The sequence below is a fragment of the Kitasatospora sp. MAA4 genome (assembly GCF_029893355.1).
In the GTDB taxonomy this organism is placed as follows: domain Bacteria; phylum Actinomycetota; class Actinomycetes; order Streptomycetales; family Streptomycetaceae; genus Kitasatospora.
Genome location: NZ_JARZAI010000019.1, coordinates 38,808 through 65,314 on the forward strand (window position 1 = coordinate 38,808; position 26,507 = coordinate 65,314).

Consider the following 26,507-nt stretch of genomic DNA (forward strand, 5'->3'; position numbering starts at 1 on the left):
CCGGGCGTCAGGAGCGGCTGACCAGCAGTGACGCGCGTACCGCTGGGGTCTGTACGGCATTACGGCGACGACGTACACGCCTGACAGGGAAGCGAACTGACGCTACGTCGGGACGTCGGGATTCCGCTACGCCACTCCGCTACCGTGTGCTACGGTCCGATCACAGAGACCAATAGTCGACCCCGGCGGTGCGCCAACACCCCGGGGTCCGGCACAGGAGAGCGAACTCCACATGCACGTGAACTTTATCGCGCCCGAGCGCTACGTACGGGCATCCCACGACATCGTTCGCCACCCGCGTCTGCGGGCCACGGCGAAAACGCTGCTGCTGTGGGCGCTGTCGCTCCCACCCGGCAGTCGGGACACCATCCTGACCCTCGGCAACCGCATGCCCGAGGGCCGGACGGCCGTCTCGCGGGCCCGCAGCCAGCTGATCGAGGAGGGCTACCTCCACGTCCGGCGCACCCAGCACCCCACCAGAGGCACCTGGACGACCCGACTGCTCATCAGCAGCGTCCCGCTGACGGATCCGGACCAGATCGCCGCCGCGTGGAACGGTGTCGACGGCGCTGTCCGAAAGCCGACACTCGGTGAGCCGGGCCGACGGGAAGTCGGCACCTCCCCCTTGGGGAAGAAGAACGAGGAGAACACCGCCCTCCCCGCCGAGGGTGAGGCCGAGGGCGAGGGCGAGGACGAGGCGGTGGCCGCCGCGAGCCTGCTGGACAGCCTGATCGCCCGCGACAAACGCCTTCGCCTCGGATGGCCCGAGGCGCTCGCCCTCGCGCCGCTTGTCGCCGACTGGCTCGCCCGCGATCCGGACCTCGGCCGACTGGGCGAGGCCCTGACCGGCGGCCTGCCCACGCGGATCATCTCCCCGGCCGGCCTCCTGCGCACCCGCCTCGAACAGAAGATGCCCCCGCCGCCGAAACCCGCACCCCCGCCCCGCATCGCGGGCGAGTGCACCCGCTGCGCCGACCCCGTCCCCGCGCGGCTGTCGGGCGGCACCTGCCTCCGCTGCGCGGGCCTTGCCCCTGCCGCGGCCCGAGGCCCGGACCTTGCGACGGTGGAACGCAACCGCCGCGGCGCAGCCCGCGCCCGCAGCCTCCTGCGCACGTGCGTACCCCCAACAGGGTGAATGCAGGGGATTCGGGTGTACAGGAGCACCTCTGTACTTATCGTTGCCGATGGACGGTGCGGTGGCCGAGAGCGGCCGGAGGTGGCGAGCGTGGCGGACCAGGACGACGGAGCGGGCTTCCTCCGGAGCTTCGGACAGCAGGTGCGGATCCTGCGGGAGCGATCGGGCCTGACGCGAGCCGAGTTGGGCGCGAAACTCGGCTACGGCGAGGACCAGATCGCTTCGGTCGAACTCGGCCGACGCATCCCCAAGCCCGAGTTGATCGACAAGGCCGATGAGGTGTTGGACGCACGCGGAATCCTGCGTGCGATGAAGGGCGAGGTCGAACGGGCCCGCTACCCGGCGTTCTTCCGCGACGCGGCCCGCCTGGAGGCGGAGGCCGTCGAGCTGCAGATGTACGACACCCACGTGGTGAACGGCCTGTTCCAGACCGAGGACTACATGCGGGCGTTGTTGGCGATGCGGAGGCCGTTGCTCAATGAGGAGACCATCGAGCAGCGCGTGACAGCCCGTCTTGCACGTCAGGACGTCTTCGCCAAGTGGCCGGCGCCGCTGTTCAGTTTCGTCATGGAGGAGTCCGTCCTGTTGCGGCGGCTGGGCGGGACAGCGGTGATGCGTGGGCAGTTGGAGCAGATCCATCTCGTCGGGCAGAAACGCAATGTGGAACTTCAGGTGATGCCGCTCGATCGGGAGGACCACGCCGGTGTCGACGGTGGCTTCACCCTCTATACACGCAAGGGAGGTGAGCAGATCGGCTACCTGGAGACGCAGGGGCGGAGCACCTTGGTCACTGATCGTGAAGAAGTCCGCGTGATGGCGGCGCGCTATGGGATTATCCGAGCGCAAGCCCTGACGCCACGTGAGTCGCTGGCCTACGTCGAGAAGCTGCTGGGAGAGCTATGAATACCGAGGAGACCGCCCCCGCAGGCCAGGAGTTGGTCTGGTTCAAGAGCAGCTACAGCGGTGCCGAGGGTGGTCAGTGCGTTGAGGTGGCGACAGGTACGGTCGTGCATATTCGTGACTCGAAGGACAAGGGTGGCCCGGTGCTGACCTTCGCGCCTTGCGACTGGGCCGTGTTTGTTGAGTTCGCCGCCCGGCAGAGGCTGTTGGGAGAGCTATGAGTGCCGAAGTGCCAATCTGGTTCAAGAGCAGCTACAGCGGTGCCGAGGGTGGCGACTGTGTCGAGGTGGCGACAGACACGGTCGTGCATCCGTGACTCGAAGGACAAGGCCGGCCCGGTGCTGACCTTCGCCCCCGCCGCCTGGTCCGCCTTCGTCCGGTCCGTCGCCCTGGGCGAGGGCTGAGGTCGAAGGCGCGTCCGAGGGCGGGGTGACTACGCCGACCTGGGCTCGACCAGTCCGGACTCGTAGGCGGCGATCACCGCTTGGGCGCGGTCCCGGAGGCTGAGCTTGCCGAAGATGCTGGTGATGTAGTTCTTGACGGTCGAGACGCTGATCGCCAACTCCCGCGAGATCTCGGCGTTGTCGAGTCCGGTGGCGATCAGGCGCCACACCTCGACCTCGCGCGGGGTGAGCTCGCTCGGGTACGCGGCGGGCCGTTCGGGGCGCTGTGGGGCTCTGACGTAGGTGGAGATCAGCCGGGTCAACAGGTGAGGCGCGACGGCGGCCTCGCCGGTGTGGACGGTGCGGATCGCGGCGGTCAGTTCCTCCGGAGAGACGTCCTTGGAGAGGAATCCGGAGGCGCCCGCGCGCAGGGCGGCGACGACGTACTCGTCCATGTCGAAGGTGCTGAGGGCGAGGACCCGGCACTCGGGCACCGTGACGGCGATCTGCCCGATCGCGCCGATTCCGTCGAGGACGGGCATCCGGATGTCCATCACGACCACGTCGGGGCGCAGCCGCTGGGCGAGGGCGACGGCCTGCTCGCCGTTCTCGGCCTCGCCCACCACGCCGACCGACGGGTCGGGGGCGAGGATCATCGCCAGGCCCCGCCGCACCAGCGGCTGGTCGTCGGCGATCAGCACGCTGATCCGCTGCGGAGCTTGGTTCACCGCAGGACCTCCTCTCGTGCGTCCGGCATCACCGGCAGGCTGGCGGCCACCCTGAACCCGCCGCCGGCGAGTCTGCCGGTCTCCAGGCTGCCGCCGTGCAGGGCGACGCGTTCGTACATGCCGATCAGACCGTACCCGCTCCGGTCGCTGTCCCCGGCGTCGTCCCCGGCGTCGTCCCAGGGGTCGTCCCCGGGGTCGTCGCAGGCGTTGTCCCCACCGTCGTTCTGTACCTCGACGGTGACCCGGTCCGGAAGGTACGTCAGTAGGACGGAGGCCCGGCTCTGTCCGGCGTGCTTGCGGGCGTTGGTGAGGGCCTCCTGGACGACCCGGAACACGGTGAGCCCGACCGTCGGCGGCAGCGGGCGTTCCTGCCCCCGGACGGTGAACTCGGTTGGCAGGCCGGCCAGTCGGGACTCGCCGACGATGCGGTCGAGCTCACCGGCGCCGGGCTGGGGGGCCGGCGGCGCGTGCTCGGGTTCGTCGTCGGCGCGCAGCACGTCCAGGAGTTGGCGCATCTCGCGCAGGGCCGACCGCCCGGAGGACTCCAGGGTGACCAGGGCGTCCCGCACCACCTCGGGGTCGCCCGCGAGATTGGCTCTGGCCCCGCCGGCCATCAGCTGCATGGTGGTGATGTGGTGGGCCACGATGTCGTGCAACTCCCGGGCGATGCGGCGGCGTTCCTCGGCCACCGCATGGTCGGCCAGCAGCTGGCGGTTGGCGGCCACCTCGTTCGTGTAGCGGGTGACCGCGACGGCCACCCCGACGATGACGACGACCGCGGCGACGTCGCCGATCACGTCCCCCCGGCTCGGCAGCCCGCCGTGAGTCTGGCTCAGCAGCGTCACGGCGGCCGTCACGATGCCGGCCGGCGCTGTCACCGGAGGGCCGCAGGCCCGGGCGACCGAGTACAGGGCCACCGCGAGGGCGGCACCGAAGTGCGTGGGCGGCCAGGCGAGGAGGTTCAACGCCGTGCCGAGGACGAGCACGCCGGCGAGCACCGAGACCGGGTGGCTGCGTCGGACAAGCAGCGGCAGGGCCGACAGGACGCTCAGGACGATTCCGACCACCGTGACCTGGTGGCCGCCGACCGGGTGGCCGAGGGAGTAGCCGAGCAGGTCGATGCCGCAGGCGCCGACGGTGACGAGCGCGTCGTTACGCGTCCACGGCAGCGCGTCGTCGCGTGTCGAGAGGCGCATGCGCATGCCGTACCTCCCTCTCGCGGTTCATGATCGGTTCTGGCAGTGGCCGCGAGAAGTCAGGCCGGAATGGCGCGGACACGGTCGGGTGAGAGATGAAGCTCGTAGGGCAGGCAGCAGTCGGAACAGAGCGTCGCGACCAGGGTTCCGCACGCGCACAGCTGGTTGAGCCCGCCGGTGGGGGTCGCTCCGCAGCAGGCGGGGGACGCGTGCCGCAGTTCCAGGCCGCGGGCGTCGTCCGGGTTGATGACGATATTGCCTCGCGGGCCCTGTGAGATCAGCGGCTGATGGTCCACGGTGTAGAGGATCCCTCCGCGCGGGTAGGTCGGCCCGGGCACCTCGGCGACGACCAGGGGAGCGCCGTACGGTTCCGTCTCGATGGCGTAGCAGCCCAGCGGAACCGTCGCCGGCGAGGGGCCCATCGAGTCGGCCTCCCACCACTCGTAGTAGGGAGCCTCGGGAACGGAAGGCAGCCGACGCAGCGGCCCGGTCAGCCCAGCGCCGCAGGTGGCGCACACGAACACCACTGCTGCCGCTGCTGATTGCCCGTGCTGTTCACTCATGACACCGACCGTACAGACAGAACGCCGAACTGCCCCTGCCCAGCGGTCGCTGGGCAGGGGCAGTTCCGCTGGTTACGGGTGCGTGGGCTTCGTGCTCGCACTGGCACTCGCGCTCGCACTGGCACTGGCACTTGCGCTCGCCGAGGGGGACGGGGAGGCGGACGCGGAGGCCGAAGGGCTGGGCGCGGGGCACTGCGGCGTCGGGGAGCCGGTGGGGGAGGCCGAGGCCGACGGGCCGGGCGTCGGCGAGGCAGTGGCGCCTGCGGACGGGGACGGGGACGGGGACGGGGAGGAACCGGCGCTCGGGCTGCCGGACGGCAGCGGGCTCGCCGTGGGGCAGGAGGTGGGCGAGCCGGACGGCGCGGGGCTGGGGGAGGCCGAGGGCGATCCCGTCGGGGACGCGGTGCCCGTGGGGCTGGGGGAGGGCGGCGGCGTCGGGTGGCTGCTCGGGGTGGGCGCGCTCGGGCTCGGCGACGGCGCGGCAGTCGGCGGCGTGACGGGCGGCGTGTCCACCGGCGACGGCGAGTCGGTCGGGGCCGTCGGCACCGTCGGGGTCGCGGTCGGTGAGGCGAACGGCGACACCGGCGGGAACAGCGGGAACGGCGGGAACGGCGTCACGCTGCCGGGAGCCGGCGGCTGGCCGTCCGGCGTCGTCACGGGGGCGCCCGACTGGAAGTGCTGCATCCAGCTCTTCACCGTGTTGAGGTAGTCGGTGGAGTCGTTGTAGCCGAGGATCGCCCGGTCGAGCTGGGCCGGGTCGTTCAGGTCGCGTCCGTCGGCGCAGAGGTAGCGGCCGGCGGCCAGCGCCGCGTCGAAGATGTTGTTCGGGTCGGCCTTGCCGTCGTTGTTGCCGTCGGCGCCCCAGACCGCCCAGGTCGAGGGGATGAACTGCATCGGTCCGACGGCCCGCGCCCAGGAGCCGTCGCTGTTGGGGATCGCGGCGAAGCCGTTGCCGTTGAGGGCCGGCCCGAGGATCGGGGTGTACGTCGTGCCGGCGGCGTCGACGTTGCCGCCGTCGGCCTGGCCCGACTCCACCTGGCCGATCCCGGCGAGCAGCTGCCACGGCAGGTGGCAGCCAGGGTCGCTGACGGCGAGGGAGGCCTCGGCGTTGCGGTAGGCGGCGAAGACGGTGGCAGGGAGCGAGGGGCCGCCGGGAGTCGGCACGAGCGGGGAGGCTCCGACGCCGGGCTGGCCGGTCGGCGCGGCGGGCGGCTGCGGCAGCGGGATGGTGGCGCCGCCGTCGACCGGCAGACCGGCGTCGGTGCTCGGGCTGCCGAAGGGCGTGGTCGGCGCGGCCGGCGCCGCCGCGTTCGCCGCGACCGGTGCCAGCACGAGCCCCTGGGAACCCGTCAGGGCGGCCAACGTGGTGAGGGCCGCCAGAGTCCCTGCGGCCCGCTTCGTCACGCGCATGTAGCTGTACGCCATGCTGGGTGCTCCCCCTGCTGTCCGGTGATCTGTAGACGGACAGACGATATGTCATATGTCCGGGGAGCGGTCCATCAGGTCCGAAACCGTGGCGCCTGTCACGCCATTCGTCCCGTTCCCGGCTCGCCGTCGTCCCACCCCCGGCGCGCGCCGAAGCTTACCGAGAGAGCCTGGCGAACTGGTGGGGGATTTCCTTCTCTGCTGGTCAGCGGGCGAAAGGCTGGTGGATGAAGCCGGTCAGCGGCCCGAGGACCTTCCAGCCGAGCGTTTCGTAGAGCGCCCGGCCCTGGACGGTCGCGCCCAGGAGGCCGGCGGTCACACCGCTCTCGACGGCCGCGTTGGTGAGGGTGCCCATCACGACCGTCCCGAGGCCGAGGCGCTGGTGGGCCGTCTCCGTGACGATCTGGTCGAAGACGCAGGCGGCATCGGTCAGGGCGATCTGGCCGCGCGCGGCGAGCTCCCCGCCGGGGGCCAGGACGCGCACGTATGTGACGTCCTCGGCGGTCTCGGTGGTCTCGGTGGTGAGGCTGTACCCGTCGGGCGCGCGTACCAGGGCCGGGCGCAGGTCCACCGCCATCAGGAAGCCGGGATCGGTCGGCTCCCACGCGGAGGAGAACCAGGGCTCCATGACGTCCGGTTCGAGGAACGCCTTGACCCAGGTGACCGGCTCGGTGACGGAGTCGATGAGCCTGCGGGCGGTCTCGGCGTCGGTGTCGGCGTCGGTGTCGAGCAGGACGTGCCGGACCGCCTGGTCCGGCAGCCCGACCGCGATGCGAAGCCCCCACGGCACGTCCACCGGCTTCGGTGTCCGCCGCGAGACGGTCCATCCCTCGACCCACGAGCGTGCGCTGTCCAGCATCCGGAGCCCCCCAAGTAATGACTGCATGGCGGTTGCACATATTACATACGTCGGCACCGGCAGACCGCGGCGGAGGGGACTAGCGACCCAGGACGGCCATCGCCGCGTTGTGGCCGGGGATGCCGCTGACGCCGCCGCCGCGGGTGGCGCCGGCGCCGCAGAGCAGCACGTTCGGGTGGGCGGTCGCCACGCCCCAGCGGTCGGCCGCGCTGCCGCCGCGGTCGCCGCCGTGGTCGCCGCCGTGGCTGTCGCCGTGGTTGTCGCCGTCGGTCCCGTCGCGGAAGGGGAAGGACAGGTCCCGGTGGAAGATGTTCCCGCCCGGGAGGCCGAGTTCGCGCTCCAGGTCCAGCGGGCTCTTCGCCTCGATGCACGGTCGGCCCTGGTCGTCCAGCGCGAGGCAGTCCGCGAGCGGCTCGGCGAGCAGCGCGTCCAACGGGCCCAGGACGGCCTGTAGCGCGGCCTGCCGGACCGCGTCGCCCGTGTCGGTCCCGCCGGCGGTGAAGAGCCGGGCGGGCAGGTGCAGTCCGAAGAGCGTCAGGGTCTGGTAGCCGCGGGCGGCGAGCTCGGGGCCCAGGATCGAGGGGTCGGTGAGCGAGTGGCAGTAGATCTCGGACGGCGCGGCGACGGGCACCCGCCCGTCCGCCGCCTGCCGGTAGGCGGACTCCAACTCCCGGTAGGACTCGGCGACATGGAAGGTTCCGGCGAACGCCTCGCGCGGGTCCACCGACGTGTCGCGCAGCCGGGGCAGCCGCCGCAGCAGCATGTTCACCTTGAGCTGCGAGCCCTCCGGCGCCGCCGCGGGGTCGGGCCGCTCGCCCAGCAGCCGGGCCAGCGTCTGCGGTGCGGCGTTGCAGAGCACCTGCCGGGCGCCCACCCGGTGCTCCTCGTCCCCGCTGCGGTAGGTCACCTCGGCGGCCGTTCCGTCGGTGGCCACCGCCGTCACCTCGCAGCCGGTGAGGATCTGCGCGCCGGCCGCCCGCGCCGCGTCGGCCAGCGCGTCCGTGAGCGCGCCCATGCCGCCGACCGGCACGTCCCAGTCCCCGGTGCCGCCGCCGATCACGTGGTAGAGGAAGCAGCGGTTCTGCCGCAGCGACGGATCGTGGGCATGGGTGAAGGTGCCGATCAGCGCGTCGGTGAGCACCACGCCCCGGACCAGGTCGTCCGTGAAGTGGCGCTCCACGCTCTCGCCGAGCGGCCGCTCGAAGAGCGCCTCCCAGGCCGCCGGATCGGCCACCCGCCGGCGCAGCTCGGCCCGGGTTGGCAGCGGTTCGGTGAGGGAGGGGAAGACCCGCTCGGCCACGGCGCCGGTCATCGCGTAGAACCGCTGCCAGGCTTCGAACTCACGCTCGGAGCCGGTGAGTTGGTGGAATGCCGCCGCAGTGCGGGTCGGGTCGCCGGCGTCCACCAGCAGGCCGGTCGGCCGTCCGCCGCGCACGGTCGGGGTGTAGGAGGAGATCCGCCGCCTGCGCACGGCGAACCGCAGCCCCAGCTCATCGATGATCTTGTGCGGTAGCAGGCTCACCAGGTAGGAGTAGCGCGACAGTCGCGCCTGCACGCCGGAGAAGGTCTGGGTGGAGACCGCCGCGCCGCCGGTGCGGCCGAGCCGCTCCAGGACCAGTACGCTGCGCCCGGCCTGCGCCAGGTAGGCGGCGGCGACCAGGCCGTTGTGGCCGCCGCCGACGATGACGGCGTCGTATCCGGACCGGGTGGGCATCGGCGGTGCGGCGGGCTGCATGGCCCTGTCCTATCAGCGCGAGCCGCCGTTGGCGAGGGCTTCGGGCGTCCGGACCGCGACGAAGTCGATCCGGCGGCGCAGCCCGAAGCCCAGCGACTCGTAGAGCCGGACCGCGTTGGTGTTGCTCGCGGCCGCGTGCAGGAACGGCGTCTCGCCCCGGGCCCGGATGCCGGCCGCGACGGCGAGTACCAGCCGGGTGGCCAGGCCCTGCCCGCGGTGGTTCGCAGCTGTGCAGACCGCGCTGATCTCGGTCCAGCCCGGCGGGTGCATGCGCTCGCCGGCCATCGCCACCAGGGCGCCGCCGCGCCGGATTCCGAGGTACGCGCCGAGCTCGATGGTGCGGGGCAGGAAGGGGCCGGGCTGGGCCTGGGCGACCAGTTCGAGCATCTCCGGCACGTCGGCCGGACCCAGCATGACGGCCTCCTCGTCGGGCGCCACGGCGACGCCCTCGTCCACGAGTTGGACGCAGGGGATGCGCCTGACCACCTCCCAGTGCGGCGGCGGAGAGTCGGGCAGGCCCGCGACCGGGACGATCACCCCCGGTCCGAAGAGCTCGGCCACCGAGCGCCAGGTGGCCTCGTCCGGCACGTCCGGCAGGGCGAGGAAGGGCGAGACGTCGACGGGGTAGCGCAGCAGGTCCCCGTACCGTTCGGCCAGGTGCGCGTGCGGGCCGAGCAGCGCGGCCCGGACCGGACGGTCCAGCGGGTGGGGGAGCGCGGCAGCGTCAGCGGAGACAGGCACGGACATGGAAGTGGACATGCGAAACCGATCCTTGATCCCTGGCAGGCGGCGGGGCGACGGGAGTTGGTGATGCGCTGGGGCCGGAACGTCACGGCTGACAGAGGCCGGTCGGCGAGCCGACCCCGTCGATCCACCGCTGACGCACCAGCGGGCAGCCCAAGGGGGCCCACTCGGAACGCAGTTGGCGTGTACGCATGACCCAGCCCGTCTCGACCGCTACCAGGAAGAAGGCCACGATACATGCCGACCCCGCGCGCCACCCGGGTTCACGGTCCGCCCCTCGGAAGGGGATTGCTCGCGACCGCTACACCGGTTAACGTGAGCGTCGGTTATGAGCGTCAGAATCGAGCCCTGGCTTGCTGACCGGAGGGGCGGGGTGAACGGCATGGACGCACGACGCTGCGGCAGCGCGCCGCTCCCGCACGGATCCTTCCAACTCCAGGTCGCCAGGCGCCATGTGGACCTCCAGCGCGTCAGCAGCGCGCTCTGTCGCGGTTGAGTGCCCGCCGCTGCCTGCCGGTAACCCCCGGCACCGCCCTGCCGTCGTTCTGACCCGGCAGGCCCGATCACCGCTGCCCGGCCGCAACTGTGCTGCCCGCGCCGCTGGTTGATCGTTGACGCCCGGAGTTTTCGACCTTCGCTCGCTGGAGCTCCCCCGATGAACGAGCCACCCCTTCCCGTGCTCTCGCCTGCCCGCAGACCGTCCGAATCCGCGCCCGTCCAAGCCGCGCCCGTCCCCGTCCAGCAGGTCCCCGTTCAGCGGGTGGTCCCGTTGCGGCACCCCGGCCGGTGGCTGGTGAGCGTGCTGGTGGTGGTGCTGGTCGCGCAGTTCGCCCACGGGCTGGTGACCAACCCGTTCTACCAGTGGGACCGGTTCCAGTACTGGTTCGCCCGCCCGGTGATCACCGGCGGCCTGCTCGTCACCCTGGAGGTCACCGCGCTGAGCGCGGTGCTCGGCCTGGCGGGCGGGGTCCTGCTGGCGCTGGCCCGGATGTCGAAGAGCCTGGTCCTGCGGGCGGTCGCCTGGAGCTACGTCTGGCTCTTCCGGTCCGTCCCGCTGATCGTGGTGCTGCTGATCCTCTACAACTTCAGCGCGCTGTACCGGACGCTGAGCCTGGGTGTGCCGTTCGGTCCGGGCTTGGTGCACTTCCGCGAGTCGACGCTGGCCACCGACCTGGTGGTGGCGACCGTCGGGCTGAGCCTGAACGAGGCCGCCTACGCCAGCGAGGTCGTCCGGGCCGGGTTGCTGTCGGTCGACCAGGGCCAGCACGAGGCGGCCGCGGCCCTCGGCCTGCCCCGGCGCCACCAGTTCGTGCGGATCGTCCTCCCGCAGGCGCTGCGCACCATCGTCCCCTCGTACGTCAACCAGCTGATCGGCCTGATCAAGAGCACCTCGCTGGTCTTCTACGTCTCGCTGCTGGACCTGTTCGGCCAGGTCCAGAGCATGGGCAGCACCTACCCGGGCGACGTGGTGCCGCTGCTGATGGTGGCCACCGTCTGGTACGTGATCCTGACCAGCGTCGTGTCCGTCGCCCAGTTCTCCGTGGAGCGCCACTACGCCCGCGGCACCTCGCGCTGAGCCCCCTTACAACACGCCCGTTCAACCGTTCCGAGGAGAAGCATGTCCAGCGCCGGATTCAGACGCACCCGTACCATCTCCGCCTCCGTCGCCCTGATCGCCCTCAGCACCGCTCTGACCGCCTGCGGCAGCAGCACCACCGCGACCACCGGCGCCACCGGCAGCGCCAAGGCAGCCGCTCCGGCGGGCAGCACCGTGGTCGACGTCGGCGCCCTGTCCAACGGCGCCGCCACCGAGACCTCGCTCACGGTCGCCCAGGTCGCCTCGATCCGCGCCGAGCTGCCCGCCTCGGTGCTCGGCAGCGGGCAGCTGGCCATCGGGCTCGGCCAGCTGCCGTCCGGCTCCCCGCCGATCGGCTTCGTCGGCTCGGACCAGAAGACCCTCACCGGCTCCGAGCCCGACCTCGGCCGACTCGTCGCGGCGGTCCTCGGCCTCAAGCCGGTGCTCAACAACGCCACCTGGGACAACCTCTTCGTCGGCCTCGACAGCGGCCGCGACGATGTCGGCTTCTCCAACATCACCGACACCGAGCAGCGCAAGACCAAGTACGACTTCGCCTGCTACCGGCAGGACAACCTCGGCCTGGAGGTGCTGAAGACCAGCACCCTGACCCTCGACAGCAGCGCCGAGAACCTCGCCGGCAAGACCGTCGCGGTGGGCGCGGGCACCAACCAGGAGAAGATCCTGCTGGAGTGGCAGACCAGGCTCAAGGCCGAGGGCAAGACGCTGACCATCAAGTACTTCCCGGACGCCGCCAGCACCTACCTCGCGCTGAACTCGGGCCGGATCGACGCCTACTTCGCCCCCAACCCCAGCGTCGCCTACCACATCGGGCAGACCGCGAAGTCGCCGAACCCGACCCGCAACGCCGGCACCTACTCCGGCGCCGGCGCGACCCTGCAGGGCCTGATCTGCGCCACCACCAAGAAGGACGACGGGCTGGCGAAGCCCGTCGCCGACGCAATCAACCACCTGATCGCCACCGGTGACTACGCCAAGTGGCTGGCGGCCTGGAACCTGTCCAACGAGGCCGTGCCCAGCTCGGCCGTCAACCCGCCGGGGCTGCCGCTGACCAACACCTGACCTGAGCGGTCGCCGGGGCCCGCAGTAGCGCCTTGCCGACACCGACCCCCGACACCGACACCGACACCGACCCCCGACGACGCGCCGGAGGCCCGCCGCCGGGGGTCGGTGTCGGGAACGGGCGATCACGAGATATCTTGATGTCGAGACGTTGTCGACGTGAAGCGGAGTACCCGGTGACTGACTCGACCATCATCTATACCCACACAGACGAAGCCCCGGCCCTGGCGACGTATTCGTTCCTGCCGGTGGTCCAGGCGTACGCCTCGACGGCGGGCGTCCGGGTGGAGACCCGCGACATCTCCCTGGCCGGGCGGATCATCGCCAGCTTCCCGGAGCGTCTGGAGGAGGGCCAGCGCATCGCGGACGCGCTGGCCGAGCTCGGCGAGCTCGCCAAGAGCCCGAGCGCCAACATCATCAAGCTGCCGAACATCTCGGCCTCCATCCCGCAGCTCAAGGCGGCGATCGCGGAGCTCCAGAAGGCCGGCTACGCGCTTCCGGACTACCCGGACGACCCGAAGACCGACGAGGACCACGACGTCCGCGCCCGGTACGACAAGGTCAAGGGCAGCGCCGTCAACCCGGTCCTGCGCGAGGGCAACTCCGACCGGCGCGCGCCGCTCTCGGTGAAGAACTACGCCAAGGCGCACCCCCACCGCATGGGCGCCTGGACGGCCGACTCGAAGACCAACGTCGCGCACATGACCGCCGACGACTTCCGCTCCACCGAGCGCTCCGCCGTGCTGGCCGAGGACACCGTCCTGCGGATCGAGCTGGCCGCCGCCGACGGCACCACCACGGTGCTGCGCGCCTCGGTGCCGGTGCTCGCGGGTGAGGTCGTGGACGCCTCGGTGATGCGCGTCGCGTCGCTGCGCGCGTTCTTCGCCGACCAGGTCGCCCGGGCCAAGGCCGAGGGCGTGCTGTTCTCGGTGCACCTCAAGGCCACCATGATGAAGGTCTCCGACCCGATCATCTTCGGCCACGTGGTGCGCGCCTTCTTCCCGAAGACCTTCGCCCAGTACGGCGAGGTGCTCGCGGCGGCCGGCCTGAACCCGAACAACGGCCTCGGCGCCATCCTGCACGGCCTGGACGCGCTCCCGCAGGGTGCGGCCATCAAGGCGTCCTTCGACGCCGAGATCGCCGAGGGCCCGGCGCTGGCGATGGTCGACTCCGACCGCGGCATCACCAACCTGCACGTGCCGAGCGACGTCATCGTCGACGCGTCCATGCCGGCCATGATCCGCACCTCCGGCCACATGTGGGGCCCGGACGGCAACGAGGGCGACACCCTCGCGGTCATCCCGGACAGCAGCTACGCCGGCATCTACCAGGTCGTCATCGACGACTGCCGCGCGCACGGCGCCTTCGACCCGGCGACCATGGGCTCGGTGCCGAACGTCGGCCTGATGGCCCAGGCCGCCGAGGAGTACGGCAGCCACGACAAGACCTTCGAGATCGCCGCCGCGGGCACGGTCCGGGTCGTCGACGCCGCCGGCAACCTGGTGCTGGAGCAGCCGGTCGCCGCCGGCGACGTGTTCCGGATGTGCCAGACCAAGGACGTGCCGATCCGCGACTGGGTCAAGCTCGCGGTCAACCGCGCCCGGGCCACCGGCACCCCGACGGTCTTCTGGCTGGACGAGGGCCGCGCGCACGACGCCAACCTGATCGCCAAGGTGAAGGCGTACCTGCCCGAGCACGACACCGACGGGCTGCAGATCGAGATCATGTCGCCGGAGAAGGCGATCGCGTTCTCGCTGGAGCGGATCCGCCGCGGCGAGGACACCATCTCGGTCACCGGCAACGTGCTGCGCGACTACCTGACCGACCTGTTCCCGATCCTGGAGCTCGGCACGAGCGCCAAGATGCTCTCCGTCGTTCCGCTGATCAACGGCGGCGGCCTGTTCGAGACGGGCGCGGGCGGCTCCGCCCCCAAGCACGTCCAGCAGCTGGTCAAGGAGAACTACCTGCGCTGGGACAGCCTGGGCGAGTTCCTCGCGCTGGCCGTCAGCTTCGAGCACCTGGCGCAGACCACGGACAACGCCCGCGCGCAGGTCCTGGCCGACACCCTCGACCGGGCGACCGGCACCTTCCTCAACGAGGACAAGTCGCCGAGCCGTCGCCTGGGCGGCATCGACAACCGCGGCAGCCACTTCTACCTGGCCCTCTACTGGGCCCAGGAGCTGGCCGAGCAGACCGCCGACACGCAGCTCGCCGAGGCCTTCACCGCGCTCGCCAAGACGCTGGCCTCGCACGAGCAGGCCATCGTCGACGAACTGATCGCGGTCCAGGGCTCGCCGGTCGACATCGGCGGCTACTACCAGCCCGACGCCGCCAAGGCCTCGGCCGTGATGCGCCCGTCGAAGACCCTCAACGAGGCCATCGCCACCCTCGGCTGAGACGCTGACACCAGAGGCCCCCGGCCCCGGCTCGCCGCTTCGCGGCCGGCCGGGCCCGGGGGCCTCTGCCCTGTCTGGGCCGGTTCTGCTCAGCCCTGGGCGAGCTTGTAGTCGTAGTAGTCGGTCGGCCCGGTCAGAACGGCCTGGAAGTACAGCGGTTCACCGTCGGTGTCGAGCGGCACCTCGTGCCCGGCCACCCGGGTGAAGCCGAGCGACAGCTGCGGAACGTACGCGTAGAGGGTCTCGTCCAGCACCGTCAGCCCCATGGCCCGCAGCTGTGCGAGCAACTGCCGGGCAGGGGTGCGGAAGACGTCGATGCCGCGGAAGCGGACCGTGACATCCTCGGGCCCGGGCCGGGGCGTCCACACCTCGGCGCTGGCGAGGCTCTTGCCGTCCGGCAGCGTGAAGGTGATCTCGAACTGCGGGTGCAGGGCGAGGACCTTCATGGGGTGGAAGAGATCCGGTGCGTCCTCGTCCTGCACCTGGACGGTTCCCAGCGCGGCGGCCGCCACCTTGAGGGCGGCTGCCGGCATTCCGAGGGGGAAGCCGGTGATGCCGGTCGGGGGGTTCACCTCGATATCCATGGACGTCATCGTAGAAGCAGACACGGATCGTCCATGTCGGCGAGGATTTGCGGAGCCGCCTCTTTGAACGTGGTTTGCAGCCATCAACCGCCCATCGCTGAAGGAGACCCGCCCATGACGTTCGCCAAGGGGCTGCCGCTGGACGGCGTCACCGTCGTCGCGCTGGAGCACGCGGTGGCCGCGCCGTTGGCGACGCGGCATCTGGCGGACCTGGGTGCGCGGGTGGTGAAGGTCGAGCGGCCCGACGGAGGGGACTTCGCGCGGGGCTACGACCGTACGGTGCACGGGATGGCGAGCCATTTCGTCTGGCTGAACCGGGGCAAGGAGTCGATCACCCTCGATCTCAAGACGGCCGAGGGGCGCGCGGTGCTGGCTCAACTCGTGGCCGGGGCGGACGTCTTCGTGCAGAACCTGGCGCCGGGCGCCGCCGCCCGCCTCGGGTTCGGCTCGGCCGCGCTGCGGGAGCGGGACCCGCGGCTGATCACCGTGGACATGTCCGGCTACGGCTCGACCGGGCCGTACCGCGACAAGCGCGCCTACGACATGCTCATCCAGTGCGAGGCGGGGCTCGCCTCGGTGACCGGGCCGGCCGAGCAGGCGGTGAAGACCGGCGTGCCCACCTCCGACATCGCGGCGGGGATGTACGCGCTGTCCGCCACCATGGCCGCGCTGGTCGGGCGGGCGGGCAGCGGGGAGGGCGCCGCGATCGAGATCTCGATGTTCGAGGCGACCGCCGAGTGGCTGGGGTACCAGCTCTACTACACCCAGGGGAGCGGCGTGTCGCCGGGCCGGGCGGGTCTGTCGCACCCGAGCCTCGCGCCGTACGACGCGTACCCGACCGCCGACGACCGGCTGGTGCTGATCGGGGTTCAGAACGACCGCGAGTGGGCCCGGTTCGCCGCCGGCTTCCTGGACCGTCCCGAGCTGGCGGACGATCCGCTGTGGGCGACGAACGTGGTCCGGGCGCGCCGGCGGCGGGTGGTCGACGCGCTGGTCGGCGGGCGTACCGCGACCATGACGGTCGAGGAGGTCATCGCCCGCCTGGACGGCCTGGGGATCGCCTCGGCGCGGCTGAACGAGGTGGGCGACCTGCTGGGGCACCCGCAGCTCGCCGCCCGCGACCGCTGGCGGCCGGTGGCCACCCCGGTCGGCGAAGTCCGCGGCCTGCTACCGCCGTTCGGCTTCGCCGGTGTCGAGCTGCCGATGGGCCCGGTGCCCGCGTTGGGCGAGCACACCGAGGACGTGCTGGCTGCGCTCGGGTACGGCCCCGAGCGGATCGCCGCGCTGCGTGCGGCCGGGGCGCTCTGAGCGGGCACCGGCCCTGACGGTCTGTCCGAAATATCCCGTCTGCGCCCGTCTGCGCCCGCCTGGCCCGCCTGTTTCCGCGGTGGCCAACTGAAGGCGATGCTGGCGTTCCTGAGAAAATTCTGTGTATTTCCTGAACGACCCATTGATTGTCATGACCGCGGAAATCTACAGTCGGGCCCGGCTGCTGACATCACGTACTCCGCGGACTGAGCCACCGCCGGAGGACGTCAGCGGCTGGGCCCACCCCCAAGGGGCCCTCCCCCACACCCCGGTTCACCGGAACAGAGGAGCAGGTCTCTTGCGTACCTCGATCACCTCAGCCGCCCGGCGCACCGCGCTGGCCGCCACCGCCGTGGTGGGTCTCACCCTCTCCGGCCTCGCCGTCGCCCCCGCCGACGCCGCGCCGGCGGCGGGCGCGCACGGGCACGGACACGTGAGCGTCGCCCGGTCCTGCGCGGTGCCGTCGCACGTCGGCTACATGGCCTGCAACGCGCTGCGGGTCACCAGCGGAACTCCCCTCAAGGCCCATGCCACCGGGGCGCGGTCGACCAGCGCCGCCCCGGCCGCCGCGGTCTCGGGCTTCGGTCCGGCTGACATCCAGAGCGCCTACAACCTCGCCTCGGCCGCCGCGTCCAGTGGTGCGGGTCAGACCGTGGCCATCGTCGACGCCCAGGACGACCCCAACGCCGAGACCGACCTGGCGACCTACCGCAGCCAGTTCGGCCTGCCGGCCTGTACCTCGGCCAACGGCTGCTTCAGCAAGGTCGACGAGAACGGCGGCACCAACTACCCGTCTGCCGACTCGGGTTGGGCCGGTGAGATCTCGCTCGACCTGGACATGGTCAGCGCCACCTGCCCCAACTGCAACATCCTCCTGGTGGAGGCGAACACGGCCAGCACGGACGACCTGGGCACCGCGGTGAACCAGGCCGTCACGCTCGGCGCGAAGTTCGTCTCCAACAGCTACGGCGGCTCGGAGAGCGCTGACGAGACGAACGCCGACAGCCAGTACTACAACCACCCCGGCGTCGCCATCACCGCCTCGGCGGGCGACAGCGGCTACGGCGTCGAGTACCCGGCCGCCTCGCCGTACGTCACCTCCGTCGGCGGCACCTCGCTGACCGCCGACTCCAGCGCGCGTGGCTGGAGCGAGTCGGTCTGGGGCGGCACCTCCGGTGACGGCACCGGCTCCGGCTGCTCCGCGTACGAGGCCAAGCCCACCTGGCAGACCGACAGCGGCTGCGGCAACCGTACGGTCGCCGACGTCTCGGCCGTCGCCGACCCGGCCACCGGCGTGGCCGTGTACGACACCTACGGCGCCTCCGGCTGGCAGGTGTACGGCGGTACCAGCGCCTCCTCGCCGATCATCGCCAGCGTCTACGCACTGGCCGGCACCCCCGGCGCCAACACCACCCCGGCGTCCGACCCGTACGCCAACACCTCGGCGCTGAACGACGTCACCAGCGGCACCAACGGTGACTGCGGCGGCTCCTACCTCTGCACCGCCGGCTCGGGCTACGACGGCCCCACCGGTCTGGGTACCCCGAACGGAACGGCGGCCTTCGTCGGCTGACGGCTGGCGCCAATAGCTGACGCTCCGTCAACTCCTTACCGTGCTGGGCGGGATCCGCATCCGGATCCCGCCCAGCACGCTGTCGTTCGCAGAGCTGCGGGGCCGGCCCGGTGTCCCGGCGGGTGCCGGTTGGGAAGACGATCGCCAGCAAGGAAGGACGCGCGCCACGGGGGAGGAGTGCGGTCCGGTGACTGACGGGGTCGACCCCGCACTGACATGCTGAAGCATATGGGTAGTAGTTGCAACCTATGCGCAATAGTGTGGTCCCAGCATGATCACCAACCCGTCGAAAGGGGCCGTGTCCTGATGGGCACCTACGCACTGCCGGACCTTCGTTACGACTACTCCGCCCTGGAGCGCGCGATGAGCGCCGAGATCCTGGAGCTGCACCACTCCAAGCACCACGCCGCCTACGTCAAGGGCGCCAACGACACCCTGGAGCAGCTGGCCGAGGCCCGCGCCAGTGAGCAGTTCGGCGCCCTGGTCGGTCTGCAGAAGACGCACGCCTTCCACCTCTCCGGCCATGTCCTGCACTCGCTCTTCTGGGAGAACCTCTCCCCGGACGGCGGCGACCGCCCCGACGGTGCTCTCGGCGAGGCGCTCACCGAGCACTTCGGCAGCTTCGACGCCTTCCGCAAGCAGCTCACCGCCGCCACCACCGGCGTGCAGGGCTCCGGCTGGGGCATCCTCGCCTGGGAGCCGCTCAGTCGCAGTCTGATCGTCGAGCAGGTCTACGACCACCACGGCAACGTCGGCCAGGGCACCACCCCGCTGCTCGCCTTCGACGCCTGGGAGCACGCCTACTACCTCCAGTACCGCAACGTCCGCCCGGACTACGTCGAGAAGCTCTGGTCCGTCGTCAACTGGAACGACGTCGCCGCGCGCTTCCGTGAGGTATCCGGCGCCTGATCCATCCCGAATCCACTCCGACGGCCGGCGAGGTGCCCACCCCCTCGCCGGCCGTCGGGCTGCGTGCGCCGCGTCATCCCGATCGTCCGCGAATGAGGTTTCGAGCCCGATGCCCGCAAGGGCGCCAGGACGGCCACGGGTTGAGACCGGGCAATGCCCCAAAGGGCGAACCTGTCCGCCGCCCGCCGGACCACCGTACGCACGGGATCGACCCGGCACCTCCAAGGGCCTTGCGGGAATGCGGGGTTCAGGCGGCGGGGGAGTTGGCGGGAAGTGGTCCAGTCCGGACGGGCACAATTAACCTCCGGTCAACGTGCATACCTTGACAGGTATTTGGACAGTGGAAATACTCACGGCCAGTCCGTATCCGCCGTGTTCCCCCACCGCGGACACACACTTCTCACTGCCTCACCGCACCCGAACCTGCACCCGAACCTGCACCTGCACCCGTGGGCAGCCGCCGCGAACACCGGGCGGCGTCCGCGGTCCCGCCCGGCCAGCCGGGTATCCGACACCCGCCGCAGACGCGTCCCCCGGCGTGCCTCGGCTGTTTGCCAGGAAAGGCGCCACCGATGAGCTCCCCCCATTCCTCCGGAGGAAAGTCGGGTCTACGGGCGAACGTCCTCGGGACCTTCGACACGATCGTGATGGCGGTGGCGGGCAGCGCCCCGGCGTACTCGCTCGCCGCGACCACGGCGACCCTGGCCGGGGCAGCCGGCCTGTTCTCGCCCGCCGCGCTGCTCTGGTGCGCGATACCGATGCTCGGCATCGCGTGGGCCTTCAACTACCTGGGCCGCATCGACGTCAACGCCGGTGCCAGTTACTCCTGGGTCGGGCGGGCGCTGCACCCCTCGCTGGGCTTCATGAGCGGCTGGGCGCTGGTCGTCTCGGCGACCCTGTTCATGGTCGCCGGCTCGCTGCCGGCCGGCACGTACACGCTCTCGCTCTTCTCGGCGGGCCTGGCCGGCAACACCGCGCTGGCCACCGCGGTCGGCGCCTGCTGGTTCCTGATCATGGCGGGACTGGTGCTGATGGGCGCGCGGATCACCGCGCACGCCCAGTGGATCATGACCGGCATCGAGATCGTGATCCTGGTCGTCTTCGGAGCGGCGGCCCTGATCCACGGCGGGTCCGCGGCGGTCTTCTCCTGGTCCTGGCTCTGGGGCTTCGGACACTTCGGCGGGGTGAGCGGCTTCGCGGCCTCGGCGCTGATCGCGGCCTTCTACTTCTGGGGCTGGGACGTCACCGCCAACCTCAGCGAGGAGACCAACAACAGCAAGCGCAATTCGGGCCTCGGCGGCCTGCTCGGCGTGGTCACCTCGTTTGCCATCTTCGAGGTGGTCACCATCTCGGTGAACCTGATCGTCAGCCAGAAGGACATCCAGGCCAACAGCAGCACCCTGCTCTCCGACCTCGGTGAGGCCGTCTGGCCGGGCTGGGGCGGCAAGGTGCTGGTGATCGCCGTGGTGCTGTCGACCGTCGCCACCCTGGAGACCACGCTGATCCAGGTCTCCCGCTCGCTCTTCGCGATGGGCCGAGACCGCACGGTGCCCGCCGTCTTCGGCAAGTCGCACCTGCGCTGGCAGACCCCGTGGGTCGCGATCGCGGTGGTCGCCGGCGTCTCGCTGCTGCTGTTCATCGCCTCCAACGCGCTCGGTTCGGTCAGCACGATCCTGACCGCCGCGGTCAACGCCATCGGCCTGCAGATCGCCTTCTACTACGCGCTGGCCGGCCTGGCGGTGGTGGTCGCCTACCGCCGGCTGCTCTTCAAGTCGCTCTCCAACGCGATCTTCATCGGCCTCTGGCCGCTGGCCGGCGCGGTCTTCATGGGCTTCGTCTTTGTCGAGGCGCTGTTCAGCTTCACCGGGCAGGAACTCTGGCTGGGCCTGGGCACGCTCGCCCTCGGCCTGATCCCGATGGGCTGGTACTGGACGAAGGGCAGCTCCTACTACCGTCCGGCGCGCCTGGACGCGACGGACGCCGACGCCGTCGAGGCCCGCTACGGGGACAGCGACCTGGCGCTGTCGGGCACCGGGCAGAACGGCCTGGCCACCGACCTGTGACCCGCGGGGCCTGTCCCCACGACAGGCCCCTGGCGGGCCGCCCGCACCCGGGCGGCCCGCCGCCGCGTATCCCAACCCCCGACCCCAACTGGAGAGCGAGTCCCGGTGGCACGATCACGAAGCCGTCCCCAGGCGTCCCTCTACGATCCGACCCTCGGTGACCGGCTGCTCGCCGAGGCCCGCCAGGACGTCCTGGTCGGCCGCTGGCAGGGCGCCCGCGACCTGCTGCGCGACACCGGCCGCGACTGGGACCGGCGCACCCACCGGGTCCGGCTGCTGGCCGACGCCGCCGCCGGCAACCGCACCGTCGAGACCTGGCAGGCCGCCGAGCCCGCCAACCCGGACGCCATGGTGCTGCGGGCCGAGACCGACGTGATGCGGCTCTTCAACGCCATCGCCGCAGGCCCCTCACCCACCCCCGACCGGGACGCGATCGAACGCGAGCGGCTCGACCGGGTCGTCCGGATCTGCCTGCAGGCCGCGGGCGGCTACCCCGACGACCCGATGCCCTGGGTCTCCCTGCTGACCCTCGCGCGGCTGTACGCGGGCGGCCACCCGCAGTCCAACCAGTGGTGGCGCGAACTCCAGGCCCGCGACCGGGACAGCCGCGAGGGCCACCACCAGGTGCTGCGCCACATCTCCGCGCGCTGGCACGGCTCGCACTCCCAGATGTACGACTTCGCCTGGGACACCGCCTCCTTCGCCCCGCCCGGATCGCCGCTCCTCGCGCTGACCCAGGCCGCCCGGGCCGAGCACTTCCGCTTCCTGCGGCAGAGCGGCACCGCCTCGGCGCTCAACCTCTCCCAGCACTGGAAGAGCGACGTCGCCCTGCGCGACCTGAACCGGACCTGCGAGCGCTGGTTGGCGCACCGCAGCTTCGAACTCGCCCAGGACGTCGCGGATCTCAACTGCGTCGCCCACGCGCTGGTGCTGGCGGGCATGATGGAGCAGGCCCGGGCGGTCTTCCAGGTGCTCGGAAACCGTCCCACCCTGGCGCCGTGGTCCTACACCGACGACCCGGAGGAACTGTTCCGCCGCTGGTACGAGCGCCTCGGGCGCTGAGCGGGCCCAGGATCAGCCGTACCCACTCAGCCTCCGACAAACAGCGGGTAGACAATGGGCTCATGGCCCGGTTGATGGCCCGATCCTCGGCCGACCTGCCCACCGGCCGAGGACGGCGGGGTGGGCGGCGGCCCCGGCCGCGCCTGCTGCGGTGGATGCGCAGTGTCGCGGGCCAGGTGTTCGCGCTGCAGGTGGTCGTCGTCCTGCTGCTCGTCCTGGCGGCGGTGCTGGCGCTCGTCCTGGAGTCGCACCGGGACAGCACCGCAGAGGCCCGCGACCGCTCGGTCGCCGTCGCCCAGACCTTCGCCAACTCGCCCGGGATCGTGGCCGCGATGCAGTCCCCGGACCCGACCGCGATCCTGCAACCCCGGGCCCAGGCGGCCCGGGTCGCCTCCGGGGTGGACTTCATCGTCGTGATCAACCCCGACGGCATCCGCTACACCCACCCCCTGACGGACCGGATCGGCAAGAAGTTCGTCGGCACCTACGAGCCGGCTCTGAACGGCCAGGTGGTGACCCAGCAGCTCACCGGCACCATCGGGCCGCTCGTGCAGGCCGTCGTCCCGATCTACAACCCCGCCAACGGCCAGATCATCGGCGCGGTGTCCGCCGGGATCACCATCAGCAGGGTGAACGGCGTCGTCGACCACCAGCTGCCGCTGGTCTTCGGCACCGCGGCCGGCGCGCTGGCGCTGGCGACGACCGGCACCGCGCTGGCCAGCCGGCGGGTGCTGCGCCAGACGCGCGGCCTGGGCCCGGCCGAGATGACCCGGATGTACGAGCACCACGACGCGGTGCTGCACGCGGTGCGCGAGGGCGTGCTGATCATCGGCGGGGACGGGGTGCTGCTGCTGGCCAACGACGAGGCGCGCCGCCTGCTGCGGCTGCCCGCCGACGCCGAGGGGCGCGCGGTCACCGACCTCGGCCTGGACGACGAGGCGGCCGAACTGCTGGCCTCCGGGCGCGGGGTCAGCGACCGGGTGCTGCTCACCGGGGACCGGCTGCTGGTGGTCAACATCCGCACCACCGACCGCAACGGCGGCCCGCCCGGCAGCGTGGCGACCCTGCGCGACTCCACCGAGCTGCACGCCGTCTCCGACACCGCCCAGGCCGCCCGCCGCGGCCTCAAGCTGCTGTACGACGCCACGGTGGCCGTCGGCACCACGCTGGACGTCACCCGGACCGCCGAGGAGCTCGCCCAGGTGGCCGTCCCGCGGTTCGCCGACTACGTCACCGTCGACCTGGCGGAGGTGGTCCTGCGCGGGGAGGAGCCGGCACCGAGCAGTGGCGCCCCGATGCGCCGGGTGGCGTTCAGCGGGGTGCGCGCCCGGTCGCCGTTCTACCCGGTGGGCGAGCTGATCACGATCCGCCCCGCCACCCCGCAGGCCTGGAGCCTGGAGACCGGGCGCGCGGTCCTCGACTCCGACCTGGCCTCCTCCACCGACTGGCTGGCCCAGGACCCCGAGCGGGCCGGACGGCTGCTGGAGTTCGGCGTCCACTCCGTGGTCCGGGTGCCGCTGCGGGCCCGCGGCGTGCTGCTGGGGATCGCCAAGTTCTGGCGCTCGGATGCCTCGGAGCGCTTCGACCAGGACGACCTGTCGCTCGCCGAGGAGCTGGTCGCCCGCGCCGCCGTCTGCGTCGACAACGCCCGCCGCTACACCCGCGAGCACGCCATGGCGATGACCCTGCAGCGCAGCCTGCTGCCGCACGGCCTGCCCGAGCAGAACGCCCTGGAGGTCGCCCACCGCTACCGGGCCGCGCAGGCCGGCGTCAGCGGCGACTGGTTCGACGTGATCCCGCTGCCGGGCGCGCGGGTCGCGCTGGTGGTCGGCGACGTCGTCGGCCACGGCCTGCACGCCGCCGCCACCATGGGCCGGCTGCGCACCGCGGTGCACAACTTCTCCACCCTGGACCTGCCGCCCGACGAGCTGCTCGGACACCTGGACGACCTGGTCAACCGCCTCGACCAGGACCAGACCGCCCCCGGCGGCGCCGACGCCGTCACCGGCGCCAGCTGCCTGTACGCGATCTACGACCCGGTCTCGCGGATCTGCACGATGGCCCGGGCCGGACACCCGCCGCCCGCACTGGTCCACCCCGACGGAACGGTCGAGTTCGCCGACGTGCCGGCCGGCCCGCCGCTGGGCCTGGGCGGCCTGCCGTTCTTCGCCGCCGACCTGGAGGTCCCCGAGGGCAGCCGCCTGGTGCTCTACACCGACGGCCTGGTGGAGGACCGCGAGCGGGACATCGACGAGGGCCTGGAGCTGCTGCGCCAGGCCCTGGAGTCCTCCGGCCCGGGCCCGGAGGAGACCTGCGAGGCGGTCCTCGCCGCCCTGCTCCCCGACCACCCCACCGACGACGTCGCCCTGCTGGTCGCCCGCACCCGGGTGCTGGCCGCCGACCGGATCGCCGAGTGGGACGTGCCCTCCGACCCCGCCGCCGTCTCCGACGCCCGCGCCGCCGTCAGCCGGCAGCTGGCGCTCTGGGGACTGGAGGAGATGGCGTTCGTGACCGAGCTGATCCTCAGCGAACTCATCACCAACGCGATCCGCTACGCGACCGAGCCGATCCGGGTCCGGCTGCTGCACGACCGGAGCCTGATCTGCGAGGTCTCCGACAGCAGCAGCACCTCCCCCCACCTGCGCTACGCCGCCACCATGGACGAGGGCGGCCGCGGACTCTTCCTGGTCGCCCAGTTCGCCGAACGCTGGGGCACCCGCTACACCGCGACCGGCAAGGTGATCTGGGCCGAACAGGCGCTGATCGGGGAATAGCGGGTTTGCGGGTTTGCGGCATTCGGATGGGATCCCGCTCAGCTGCGAGCCCCTTCCCGCCTGCGGGCTGGCAGCTGAGAGAGCCGTTCCGCGTTGCCCGGAATCGCTCGCTACGGTTATTCAGTAGGAATTCCCGCCGGTAAATCTCCCTGTCCCTATTCCGTGAGGTCGACCCCATGAGCCTGAGCATCCGCAACCAGATCCCCGGCACCGTCACCTCCGTCACCACCGGTGAGGCGATGGCGACCGTGAAGGCCCGCCTGGACGGCGGCCAGCTGATCACCGCGGCCGTCACCGTGGACGCCGTGAAGGACCTCGGCCTCGCCGAGGGCACCGCCGTCCGCGCCATGGTCAAGTCCACCGAGGTCTCCCTCGCCACCGGCCCGGTGACCGGCCTGAGCATCCGCAACCAGATCCCCGGCACCATCACCGACATCGCCGCCGGCGGCGCCATGGCCACCGTCAAGCTCTCCGTCGAGGGCGGCGAACTGACCGCCGCCATCACCAAGGACGCCGTCACCGACCTCGCCCTGGCCGTCGGCACCCCCGTCGTGGCCCTCATCAAGTCCACCGAGATCTCCCTCGCCACCGTCTGACCCCCGCCGACCGCACGTCCCCCACCCGGGTCGCGGGTAGCCACCGAGAACTCACCCACAGCCAGCAACGACTACGCTGTGTGGCTGCCGATCCCACCAATTGGATCTTCACTTCGGGGCGCACCGACCGGATGTTAGCTTCCCCACGCATTCACTCGGGCAGCGTCGCCCGGGGCGGTGGCTGCGACGTCTCGTGGCCGGAGGGAGACACCAATGGGTCGTCAGGTGGCTGCTCAGCAGCTCCGTGCTGCCACACCTGAGATCATCGAGGTGTACCGGGCGGCGCTGGGACGATTCGGCAGCCCACTGGTGTCCCGCGAGGACATCTGGCGGCAGTGCCGTCATCAGGCGCAGAACGTCGTGGCCGAGTGCGCGCAGGCGCTCGAGGCCGGCAGTCACGCAGAGCTCCCGGGGGTGGGGGAGTACTCGCGACTGCTCGGGGCCCACCGTCTCGTCCAGCAGATTCCGGTGTCCGAGTCGGTGCGGGCGGCGGAGGTGCTCTGGCAGGCCATGCAGGTCGCGGTCGCGGAAGCCGTCGACCGGGTGCCGGCCGATCAGCGGCTCGCGGCGACGCAGACGGTGAGCGCCGCTTTCCGGGCCGCTGCCGGGAGCCGTCTCTACCAGGGTATCCGGGGGTACGAGGAGGCGCAGCGGCCGCCTTCCCCCGAGGTGCAGGAGCGGGACCCCGAGGTGCTCGCGGACGCCGCGGACGCGCAGGCCCTCGACCTGCTGACGCTGCGGGAGCGGCAGATCCTCGAGGCGGTGCGCGCGGGGCTGACGAACCGTCTGATAGGCCGCCGGTTCGAGATCAGCGAGGCGACCGTCAAGCGCCATCTGCACAACGCGTACCGCAAGCTCGGGGCCAGCTCCCGGGTGCAGGCCCTCAACAAGGCGTTCCCCGGGCGGGGTTGACCT

23 protein-coding genes and 1 pseudogene are annotated in these 26,507 nt (G+C 71.6%); 16 read left to right on the forward strand and 8 right to left on the reverse strand.

Translation table 11 applies throughout. The annotated features are described in order from the left end of the window. Positions 1 to 232 precede the first annotated feature (232 nt). From P3T37_RS24420 to P3T37_RS24435, 4 genes and pseudogenes are all read left to right on the forward strand, one after another. Positions 233 to 1,135 carry a hypothetical protein gene (locus P3T37_RS24420; protein WP_280725968.1) on the forward strand — a complete coding sequence of 301 codons (903 nt, stop codon included), beginning with the start codon at positions 233 to 235 and terminating at the stop codon, positions 1,133 to 1,135. A 90-nt stretch (positions 1,136 to 1,225) separates the two neighbouring features. Further along, on the forward strand, positions 1,226 to 2,038 hold the full coding sequence (locus P3T37_RS24425; RefSeq protein ID WP_280725969.1) for a helix-turn-helix transcriptional regulator: 813 nt from the start codon (positions 1,226 to 1,228) through the stop codon (positions 2,036 to 2,038). After that, positions 2,035 to 2,256, forward strand: coding sequence for a DUF397 domain-containing protein (locus P3T37_RS24430; RefSeq protein ID WP_280725970.1), 222 nt, complete (start codon positions 2,035 to 2,037; stop codon positions 2,254 to 2,256). Before P3T37_RS24425 ends, P3T37_RS24430 begins: the two co-directional genes overlap by 4 nt. Further along, a pseudogene (locus P3T37_RS24435) lies at positions 2,253 to 2,439 on the forward strand (DUF397 domain-containing protein). The gene P3T37_RS24430 and the pseudogene P3T37_RS24435 overlap by 4 nt, the downstream one beginning before the upstream one ends. Before the next feature lie 29 nt (positions 2,440 to 2,468). Here the strand turns inward: P3T37_RS24435 and P3T37_RS24440 are convergent. The 7 genes from P3T37_RS24440 to P3T37_RS24470 form a co-directional block, all read right to left on the reverse strand. Then, positions 2,469 to 3,146 (reverse strand): response regulator transcription factor, encoded by a 678-nt coding sequence (locus tag P3T37_RS24440; protein ID WP_280725971.1) that lies wholly within the window; start codon positions 3,144 to 3,146, stop codon positions 2,469 to 2,471. Then, positions 3,143 to 4,342, reverse strand: a complete 1,200-nt coding sequence (locus P3T37_RS24445; RefSeq protein WP_280725972.1) for a sensor histidine kinase — start codon at positions 4,340 to 4,342, stop codon at positions 3,143 to 3,145. The genes P3T37_RS24440 and P3T37_RS24445 overlap by 4 nt, the downstream gene beginning before the upstream one ends. A gap of 59 nt (positions 4,343 to 4,401) precedes the next feature. Further along, on the reverse strand, positions 4,402 to 4,905 hold the full coding sequence (locus P3T37_RS24450; protein WP_280725973.1) for a hypothetical protein: 504 nt from the start codon (positions 4,903 to 4,905) through the stop codon (positions 4,402 to 4,404). 72 nt (positions 4,906 to 4,977) lie between these two features. Then, positions 4,978 to 6,330, reverse strand: coding sequence for a lytic transglycosylase domain-containing protein (locus P3T37_RS24455; protein ID WP_280725974.1), 1,353 nt, complete (start codon positions 6,328 to 6,330; stop codon positions 4,978 to 4,980). 205 nt (positions 6,331 to 6,535) lie between these two features. Beyond that, positions 6,536 to 7,189: a GNAT family N-acetyltransferase gene (locus tag P3T37_RS24460; RefSeq protein ID WP_280725975.1), complete on the reverse strand. Its 654-nt coding sequence runs from the start codon at positions 7,187 to 7,189 to the stop codon at positions 6,536 to 6,538. A 79-nt stretch (positions 7,190 to 7,268) separates the two neighbouring features. Beyond that, on the reverse strand, positions 7,269 to 8,903 hold the full coding sequence (locus P3T37_RS24465) for an NAD(P)/FAD-dependent oxidoreductase (RefSeq protein WP_280726083.1): 1,635 nt from the start codon (positions 8,901 to 8,903) through the stop codon (positions 7,269 to 7,271). 33 nt (positions 8,904 to 8,936) lie between these two features. Continuing rightward, positions 8,937 to 9,683, reverse strand: a complete 747-nt coding sequence (locus tag P3T37_RS24470) for a GNAT family N-acetyltransferase (RefSeq protein ID WP_280725976.1) — start codon at positions 9,681 to 9,683, stop codon at positions 8,937 to 8,939. Between the two features lie 367 nt (positions 9,684 to 10,050). Between P3T37_RS24470 and P3T37_RS37090 the strand changes: the two genes are divergently transcribed. From P3T37_RS37090 to P3T37_RS24485, 4 genes are all read left to right on the forward strand, one after another. Continuing rightward, entirely contained in the window at positions 10,051 to 10,164 is a 114-nt protein-coding gene (locus P3T37_RS37090; protein WP_348533278.1) for a putative leader peptide, read from the forward strand. 159 nt (positions 10,165 to 10,323) lie between these two features. Next, complete coding sequence (locus P3T37_RS24475) at positions 10,324 to 11,244, forward strand: amino acid ABC transporter permease (protein WP_280725977.1); 921 nt, start codon at positions 10,324 to 10,326, stop codon at positions 11,242 to 11,244. 42 nt (positions 11,245 to 11,286) lie between these two features. Then, positions 11,287 to 12,327 carry an ABC transporter substrate-binding protein gene (locus tag P3T37_RS24480; protein WP_280725978.1) on the forward strand — a complete coding sequence of 347 codons (1,041 nt, stop codon included), beginning with the start codon at positions 11,287 to 11,289 and terminating at the stop codon, positions 12,325 to 12,327. A 176-nt stretch (positions 12,328 to 12,503) separates the two neighbouring features. Continuing rightward, a complete protein-coding gene (locus P3T37_RS24485) occupies positions 12,504 to 14,723 on the forward strand; it encodes an NADP-dependent isocitrate dehydrogenase (protein WP_280725979.1) in 2,220 nt (739 codons plus the stop codon). An 89-nt stretch (positions 14,724 to 14,812) separates the two neighbouring features. On the opposite strand, the gene P3T37_RS24490 is transcribed toward P3T37_RS24485, so the two are convergent. Further along, positions 14,813 to 15,307 (reverse strand): hypothetical protein, encoded by a 495-nt coding sequence (locus P3T37_RS24490; protein ID WP_280725980.1) that lies wholly within the window; start codon positions 15,305 to 15,307, stop codon positions 14,813 to 14,815. 114 nt (positions 15,308 to 15,421) lie between these two features. On the opposite strand from P3T37_RS24490, the gene P3T37_RS24495 reads away from it, so the two are divergent. From P3T37_RS24495 to P3T37_RS24530, 8 genes are all read left to right on the forward strand, one after another. After that, positions 15,422 to 16,615: a CaiB/BaiF CoA-transferase family protein gene (locus P3T37_RS24495; RefSeq protein ID WP_280725981.1), complete on the forward strand. Its 1,194-nt coding sequence runs from the start codon at positions 15,422 to 15,424 to the stop codon at positions 16,613 to 16,615. A gap of 310 nt (positions 16,616 to 16,925) precedes the next feature. Next, a complete protein-coding gene (locus tag P3T37_RS24500; protein WP_280726084.1) occupies positions 16,926 to 18,188 on the forward strand; it encodes a S53 family peptidase in 1,263 nt (420 codons plus the stop codon). A 306-nt stretch (positions 18,189 to 18,494) separates the two neighbouring features. Next, a complete protein-coding gene (locus P3T37_RS24505) occupies positions 18,495 to 19,097 on the forward strand; it encodes a superoxide dismutase (protein ID WP_280725982.1) in 603 nt (200 codons plus the stop codon). A gap of 572 nt (positions 19,098 to 19,669) precedes the next feature. Continuing rightward, entirely contained in the window at positions 19,670 to 21,160 is a 1,491-nt protein-coding gene (locus P3T37_RS24510) for an APC family permease (protein ID WP_280725983.1), read from the forward strand. A 105-nt stretch (positions 21,161 to 21,265) separates the two neighbouring features. Further along, positions 21,266 to 22,222: a hypothetical protein gene (locus P3T37_RS24515; protein WP_280725984.1), complete on the forward strand. Its 957-nt coding sequence runs from the start codon at positions 21,266 to 21,268 to the stop codon at positions 22,220 to 22,222. A 155-nt stretch (positions 22,223 to 22,377) separates the two neighbouring features. Beyond that, positions 22,378 to 24,996 carry a SpoIIE family protein phosphatase gene (locus P3T37_RS24520; protein WP_280725985.1) on the forward strand — a complete coding sequence of 873 codons (2,619 nt, stop codon included), beginning with the start codon at positions 22,378 to 22,380 and terminating at the stop codon, positions 24,994 to 24,996. Positions 24,997 to 25,172: 176 nt separating this feature from the next. Next, a complete protein-coding gene (locus tag P3T37_RS24525) occupies positions 25,173 to 25,592 on the forward strand; it encodes a TOBE domain-containing protein (protein WP_280725986.1) in 420 nt (139 codons plus the stop codon). Positions 25,593 to 25,805: 213 nt separating this feature from the next. Then, positions 25,806 to 26,504, forward strand: coding sequence for a helix-turn-helix transcriptional regulator (locus tag P3T37_RS24530; protein ID WP_280725987.1), 699 nt, complete (start codon positions 25,806 to 25,808; stop codon positions 26,502 to 26,504). Positions 26,505 to 26,507: the final 3 nt, after the last annotated feature.

Bases quoted from the DNA above. Each gene is read 5' to 3' on its own strand.
- P3T37_RS24420 (WP_280725968.1), top strand. From the start codon at position 233: ATGCACGTGAACTTTATCGCGCCCGAGCGCTACGTACGGGCATCCCAC.
- P3T37_RS24430 (WP_280725970.1), top strand. From the start codon at position 2,035: ATGAATACCGAGGAGACCGCCCCCGCAGGCCAGGAGTTGGTCTGGTTC.
- P3T37_RS24445 (WP_280725972.1), bottom strand. From the start codon at position 4,342: ATGCGCCTCTCGACACGCGACGACGCGCTGCCGTGGACGCGTAACGAC.
- P3T37_RS24450 (WP_280725973.1), bottom strand. From the start codon at position 4,905: ATGAGTGAACAGCACGGGCAATCAGCAGCGGCAGCAGTGGTGTTCGTG.
- P3T37_RS24455 (WP_280725974.1), bottom strand. From the start codon at position 6,330: ATGGCGTACAGCTACATGCGCGTGACGAAGCGGGCCGCAGGGACTCTG.
- P3T37_RS24460 (WP_280725975.1), bottom strand. From the start codon at position 7,189: ATGCTGGACAGCGCACGCTCGTGGGTCGAGGGATGGACCGTCTCGCGG.
- P3T37_RS24465 (WP_280726083.1), bottom strand. From the start codon at position 8,903: ATGCCCACCCGGTCCGGATACGACGCCGTCATCGTCGGCGGCGGCCAC.
- P3T37_RS24470 (WP_280725976.1), bottom strand. From the start codon at position 9,683: ATGTCCACTTCCATGTCCGTGCCTGTCTCCGCTGACGCTGCCGCGCTC.
- P3T37_RS37090 (WP_348533278.1), top strand. From the start codon at position 10,051: ATGGACGCACGACGCTGCGGCAGCGCGCCGCTCCCGCACGGATCCTTC.
- P3T37_RS24475 (WP_280725977.1), top strand. From the start codon at position 10,324: ATGAACGAGCCACCCCTTCCCGTGCTCTCGCCTGCCCGCAGACCGTCC.
- P3T37_RS24480 (WP_280725978.1), top strand. From the start codon at position 11,287: ATGTCCAGCGCCGGATTCAGACGCACCCGTACCATCTCCGCCTCCGTC.
- P3T37_RS24490 (WP_280725980.1), bottom strand. From the start codon at position 15,307: ATGGATATCGAGGTGAACCCCCCGACCGGCATCACCGGCTTCCCCCTC.
- P3T37_RS24495 (WP_280725981.1), top strand. From the start codon at position 15,422: ATGACGTTCGCCAAGGGGCTGCCGCTGGACGGCGTCACCGTCGTCGCG.
- P3T37_RS24505 (WP_280725982.1), top strand. From the start codon at position 18,495: ATGGGCACCTACGCACTGCCGGACCTTCGTTACGACTACTCCGCCCTG.
- P3T37_RS24510 (WP_280725983.1), top strand. From the start codon at position 19,670: ATGAGCTCCCCCCATTCCTCCGGAGGAAAGTCGGGTCTACGGGCGAAC.
- P3T37_RS24520 (WP_280725985.1), top strand. From the start codon at position 22,378: ATGCGCAGTGTCGCGGGCCAGGTGTTCGCGCTGCAGGTGGTCGTCGTC.
- P3T37_RS24525 (WP_280725986.1), top strand. From the start codon at position 25,173: ATGAGCCTGAGCATCCGCAACCAGATCCCCGGCACCGTCACCTCCGTC.
- P3T37_RS24530 (WP_280725987.1), top strand. From the start codon at position 25,806: ATGGGTCGTCAGGTGGCTGCTCAGCAGCTCCGTGCTGCCACACCTGAG.